We start from the raw sequence: 5,110 nt of genomic DNA, 5'->3' as shown, positions 1-5,110 counted from the left end.
GGCCGCGCCCGGGGCGGCCGGTCCCGCGCCGGCCGCCGCCACGACGCCCGAGGCCAAGGGCAAGACCATGATCGGGGTGCCGTTCGAGCAGCGCAGCACCGTACGCGTGGGCATCATCGGCCTCGGCAACCGCGGCGGCAGCATGATCGATCTCTTTCTCGCAGTGCCGGGCGTACGCGTCGTCGCACTGTGCGACCCGGTGAAGGAGAAGACCGCCAAGGCCGCCAAGAAGGTCACCAAGGCGGGGCAGCCCGCGCCCGCCGTCTACACCAACGGCGACCATGACTTCGAGAACCTCTGCAAGCGCGGCGACATCGACTTCGTCTACGCGGCCACGCCCTGGGACTGGCACTTCGAGATGGCCAGGACCGCGATGCTCAACGGCAAGCATGTAGGCGTCGAGTGCCCCCTCGCGCTCCGCCTGGACCAGCTGTGGGAGCTGGTCGACCTCTCGGAGCGGACCCGCAGACACTGTATGCAGCTGGAGAACTGCTGTTACGGCAGGAACGAGATGCGGGTGCTGCGGATGGCGCATGCCGGCCTGTTCGGCGATCTGCTGCACGGCGCCGGTGCGTACATCCACGATCTGCGCGGCCTGATGTTCGACCCCAAGTACTACGAGGGCCCGTGGCGCCGCCTGTGGCACACCCGGCTGCGCGGCGATCTGTACCCCAACCACGGATTCGGCCCGGTCGCCAACTACATGGACATCAACCGCGGTGACCGCGCCGTACGCATCTCCAGCGTCGGCACCCCCGCGCTGGGCCTCGCCGCGTACCGCAAGGAGCACATGCCGGCGAACGACCCCAGCTGGAAGGAGTCGTACATCGAGAGCGACCGGACGATCAGCCTCGTCCAGACCGCCAAGGGGCGGGTGATCCGGCTGGAGCACGATGTCTCCACCCCGCACCCCTACAGCCGCATCAACAGCCTCGGCGGCACCAAGGGTCTCTTCGAGGACTACCCCGAGCGGATCTATCTGGAGCCGGACCAGAACAACGACGAGTGGGGCGACTTCAGCAAGTACGCGGAGTGGGACCACTGGCTCTGGAAGGAGCACGCCAATCCGCCCGGCGGGCACGGCGGCATGGACTACATGCTGGTCTTCCGACTGATCCAGTGCATCCGGCTGGGCCTCGTACCGGACTTCGACGTCTATGACGCGGCGACCTGGACCGCGCCGGTGCCGCTCAGCGACCGCTCGATCAAGGCGAACGGCGCCCCGCAGGAGATTCCCGACTTCACCCGGGGGCTGTGGAAGAAGGCCCGCCCGGGGATGGATTCACCAAAGCCACAGGAGTAGAGGGACCAGGGGACAGGAACGCTCCGGGGCCCGGCGGGCGGCCGCGCGCCGCCGGGCCCGGCACGTCACTTCTCGCCGCTCGTGGCGGGTACGGTGCCCGGCCCGGAGGAGGCCTCCAGCGGCTGCTCCGGGGCCGGTTCCGCCTCATGGGCCGGGGTGACCGGCTGCTCACCGTTCATGACCTTCTTCGCCGTCACCCGGTCCAGCGCGCCCTCCCAGCGGGACACCGCGAAGACCGCGACACAGTTGCCGAGCAGATTGGTCGCCACCCGCATCGAGTCCATGATCCGGTCGACGCCGAGCAGCAGGGCGACCGCGGTGGCCGGGATGACGCCCAGCGCGGAGGCGGTCGCGGACAGCGCGAGGAACGCCGAACCCGGCACCCCCGCCATGCCCTTGCTGGTCAGCATCAGCACCAGCACGACGGTGATCTGCTGCCCGAGCGAGAGATCGACGCCGATGGCCTGGGCGATGAAGAGCGTGCCGATGGAGAGATAGATCGAGGCACCGTCGAGATTGAAGGAGTAGCCGGTCGGCAGTACGAGGCCCACCGCGTCGTCCCGGCAGCCCGCGGCCCGCAGCTTCTGCATCATCCGCGGCATCACGGTCTCACTGGAGCCGGTGCCGAGCGCCAGCAGCAGTTCCTCGCGGGTGTAGCGGACAAACTTCCACAGGCTCAGCCCGGTGACGGCCTTGAGGGCACATCCGAGCAGGACGAGGAAGACCAGCGCGACGCCGTAACAGACCGCGATCAGCTTGCCGTACGTCGACATCGCGCCCAGTCCGTACTCCCCCACGAGGTGGGCGGTGGCGCCGAAGACCGCGAGCGGGGCGAGCTTCATGATGTAGCCGACGATGGTGAACACGACGTCCTGAGCCTGCTCGATCAGCGGCAGGAGCTGTGGCACCTTCTGCTGCCCGAGGTGCAGCAGCGCCGCGCCCACCAGGCAGGCCAGCACCAGGACCTGGAGCAGCGAGTTCTCGGCGAACGCACCGACCGCGCTGTTCGGCAGCGACTCCAGGACGAACTGGGCGGTGGAGGGCAGCTGTCCGCCGCCCGTCCTGTCCTCCACCGCGCCCTTGTCCAGGGACGCCGGGTCGACATGCATTCCGGCCCCGGGCGCGAAGACATTGGCGGCCAGCAGGCCGATGACGAGCGCGAGGCTGGTGGCCACCTCGAACCAGATCAGGGCCTTGACCCCGATGCGGCCGAAGGCCTTGAGGTCGCCCGCCTTGGTGATGCCGGCGACGACGACGCAGAAGACCAACGGGGCGATCATCGCCTTGATCAGGCGGACAAAGCCGTCACCGAGCGGCTGGAGCGACGATCCCGCCTGCGGCCACAGGCGTCCGACGAGGACACCGAGGACCAGGGCGATGAGTACCTGTACGAACAGGCTGGTGCGCAAAAGACGGCCTGCGCGGCGGGTGAGGGTTCCGGTGGCGTGCGGCACGGGCACTCCTACATGGACGGTTTCTGTAATGCGGAAATGGACTTCCGCGGTCCGTCACTATTGCCGCTTGTTGTTCACCACGAAAGAGCCCGATGTAACTTCCGGGGAAATCTTGGAGCTTGGTCCAAGGCGGATCGCGCGGCCCCTCCCCTTTCGGACCGGGATGACCGCGACAACCGCTTTCGCCCTGCCTTGTTCCACCTCGTACGCTCAGGCCGCGAGATGCGCCTTGTCCCCCATGACCACCACGGGGTGCCGCGCCGGATCGAGGGCGCGCAGCAACGCCTGCATCCCGGCCTTCGAGACGCTGACACAGGCGGAGGTCCCGCTGCCGTGGTCCATGTGCAGCCAGATCCCGCCGCCCTTGGGCTGCCCCTCCGGGCGGCTCGGATCCAGCGGCGAGGTCCCCTTGACGCGGTTGTAGTTGATCGCGACGACGTAGTCGAAGTCATGGCGGGTGTTCTTGGACCAGTACGACGGCGGGGTGAACGCCGAGGAGTGCGTATAGGGCAGTTTGGCGCCGGGGTCGGCGAGCACACCGCCCGCGTCGGTCAGCGTGAACACACCGACGGGGCTGCGCTTGTCCCCCTCGTGGTGGTTCACCGTCCAGCCGCGCCGGCCGTTATGCGCGGCCCAACTCCCCTTCTGGTCCCAGCCCTTTGCGCCCTTCTCGTAGAGGACGACGGTGGCATCGGCGGAGTCCGCGTCCCGCCCGTACACCGCCACGACCTGACGGGAATCGGCGGGGATCCGCGACCGCAGGGCGGTGCCGACCTCGGGGATGTTCTTGAGGTGGGTGGTGGCCGACGCCCCGCGGGCCGGGCCGCCGGGGCGCTCCCCCTTTCCCGCACCGTCGTCCTTGCCGCCCCCGTCCCGGCCGCCCGCGCCGCCGCCACAGCCCGCCAGAAGCACCAGCCCCGCCGCGGCCACCGCCGCCCTCCGCACCGCACTGCCCACTGTTCGCATGCCCCCATCGTCGCACCGTCGGCCTGACGGCCCTTCAGCGCCCGCCCGGCGTCCGCGCCTCGCCACACGATTGTCCGAATGGCGTGGCCGCAACGGAAAAACCGTTTGAAATCAGCCCACCCCGCGGGCCAATCTTCCAGGGCCTCCGCCGATGACGAGACGGGCGAGAGGGACATTTCGCCTGCCGTGACGGCGCGCTGACCATCCACCACGGCTCCACCACGACCTCGTCTGGGACCTCATGCACCTTCGCGACCTTCCGCATACCGACCCCGGCGTCCCGGACGTCCGTACAGGCGGCACCTTCCTCCGGTGGCTGTGCAGACAGCAGCTCGGCGGGCAACTGAAGGCCCTCTTCTGGGGGCTGGTGAACCTCGGCGCCATCGCGTCCTTCCCACTGCCGGTGGGGCTCGCCGTGCAGGCCGTGGTGGACCGCGGCGGCGGCCGGCTCGGCGTGGCCGCCGGGCTGATCGTCGTGCTGGGCGCGCTGATCGCACTCGGCAGCACCATGCTGCACCGCGCCGCCGTCACCAACTGGATCGGCACGGTCGCCCGGATGCAGCAGCTGCTCGCCCGCAAGACCACGGAACTGGGCCCGGCCATGACCCGACGGATGGCGGCCGGTGAGATCGCCGCCGTCAGCACCGGCGATCTGGAGAAGATCGGCTGGTTCGTCGAGGCCCTCTCCCGTTTCGGTGCGTCGGTGGTGACCGTGGTCGGCGTCTCCGTCGCCCTGGTCTTCTACCAGCCGCAGCTCGGTGTCCTGGTGGTCCTCGGCGTGCCCGTCCTGGCGCTCGCCGTGCTGCCGCTGCTGCCGCCCGCCACCCGGCGCGCCGACATGCAGCGCGACAAGGCCGGCCGGGCCACCGAGCTGGCCTCCGACACCGTCGCCGGGCTGCGCGTACTGCGCGGCATCGGCGGTGAGGAACTCTTCCTCCGCCGCTACCGCAGCGCCTCCCAAGAGGTCCGCGAGGCCGCCGTCCGCAGCGCCCGGATGTGGTCGCTGATCTCGGCCGTCCAGGTGGCGCTGCCGGGCCTGCTGCTCATCGCGGTGGTCTGGTACGGCACCCGGCTCGCCCTCGACGGCTCGGTTACCGTCGGCCAACTGGTCACCGTCTACAGCGCGGTGGCCTTTCTGCTCTTCCCCCTACAGAACTTCGAAGAGTTCGCCCAGGCCTATTCCTTCGCCAGGCCGTCGGCGAAACGTACGGCCCGGGTACTGGCGCAGAGCCGGCCGGCCGGCGGGCGGACCACCGGCCACGAGGCACCGCCCACCGGCGATCTGCACGACCCGGTCAGCGGCCTGACCGCCCCGGCCGGCCGGCTGACCGCCGTGGTCTGCGGCGACCCCGACGCCGCGGGCCGGCTCGCCGAACGCCTCGGCGGC

At 70.0% G+C, this 5,110-nt stretch carries 4 protein-coding genes; 2 read left to right on the top strand and 2 right to left on the bottom strand.

Going from position 1 to position 5,110, the window contains the following annotated elements:
• Nucleotides 1-1,303 (top strand): Gfo/Idh/MocA family protein (locus tag DY245_RS34620; protein WP_147318408.1); only part of this gene is annotated, 1,303 nt, incomplete at its 5' end.
• Nucleotides 1,304-1,368: 65 nt separating this feature from the next.
• Here DY245_RS34620 and DY245_RS34615 read toward each other — a convergent pair.
• Together DY245_RS34615 and DY245_RS34610 are read right to left on the bottom strand one after the other, a co-directional pair.
• On the bottom strand, nt 1,369-2,757 hold the full coding sequence (locus DY245_RS34615) for a cation:dicarboxylate symporter family transporter (protein ID WP_128511072.1): 1,389 nt from the start codon (nt 2,755-2,757) through the stop codon (nt 1,369-1,371).
• Nucleotides 2,758-2,967: 210 nt separating this feature from the next.
• Nucleotides 2,968-3,723, bottom strand: coding sequence for a L,D-transpeptidase family protein (locus DY245_RS34610; protein ID WP_128511071.1), 756 nt, complete (start codon nt 3,721-3,723; stop codon nt 2,968-2,970).
• Between the two features lie 241 nt (nt 3,724-3,964).
• Between DY245_RS34610 and DY245_RS34605 the strand changes: the two genes are divergently transcribed.
• A partial coding sequence (locus tag DY245_RS34605) for an ABC transporter transmembrane domain-containing protein (RefSeq protein WP_147318407.1) occupies nt 3,965-5,110 on the top strand: 1,146 nt, incomplete at its 3' end.

The organism is Streptomyces inhibens (assembly GCF_003389455.1).
Taxonomy (GTDB): domain Bacteria; phylum Actinomycetota; class Actinomycetes; order Streptomycetales; family Streptomycetaceae; genus Streptomyces; species Streptomyces inhibens.
The sequence above is the reverse complement of the archived record's forward strand: the minus strand, read 5'-3'. Positions and strand labels throughout refer to the sequence as shown.